Source organism: Blastococcus litoris, assembly GCF_003075095.1.
Classification (GTDB): Bacteria; Actinomycetota; Actinomycetes; order Mycobacteriales; family Geodermatophilaceae; genus Blastococcus_B; species Blastococcus_B litoris.
In genome coordinates this window covers 1-450 of the sequence record NZ_QCZF01000066.1, presented here as the reverse complement: position 1 = coordinate 450, position 450 = coordinate 1, and the positions used below count along the sequence as shown (strand labels likewise).

General features: G+C 65.8%; 1 protein-coding gene. It reads left to right on the top strand.

The genetic code is table 11. The annotated features are described in order from the left end of the window. Positions 1-450 (top strand): poly-beta-1,6-N-acetyl-D-glucosamine N-deacetylase PgaB (locus DCS98_RS22635; protein WP_206340417.1); only part of this gene is annotated, 450 nt, incomplete at both ends.

The following is a 450-nucleotide window of genomic DNA, read 5'->3' as shown; positions in this document are numbered from 1 at the left end:
GTTGAGCAATGACATCGCCGAGCAGCTGGGCATGCCGGTTTCCTTCGACCTGGAAGGACGCAGCACGCCGGTGACTGCCGACCTGCACGGCCTGGCACGCCTGCTGGTGACCAGCAATCCGAACGTCACCTCGCTGGCCTTCGAGCTGCGTCGCAACGTCAACCTGGACGGTACCCGTGCACTGCAGATCGATATGGACTCGGTCTACGACAGCGACCCTGCACAGCAGGCACGCAACCTGGATGCCCTGATCGAGCGCGTGAAGCGGATCGGCCCGACCCACGTCTACCTGCAGGCCTTCGCCGACCCGGACGGCAACAACACCGCCGATGCGCTGTACTTCCCGAACCGGCACCTGCCGATGCGCGCGGACCTGTTCAACCGCGTCGCCTGGCAGCTGAAAACCCGCGCCGGGGTGAAGGTCTACGCGTGGCTGCCGGTGCTGGGCTA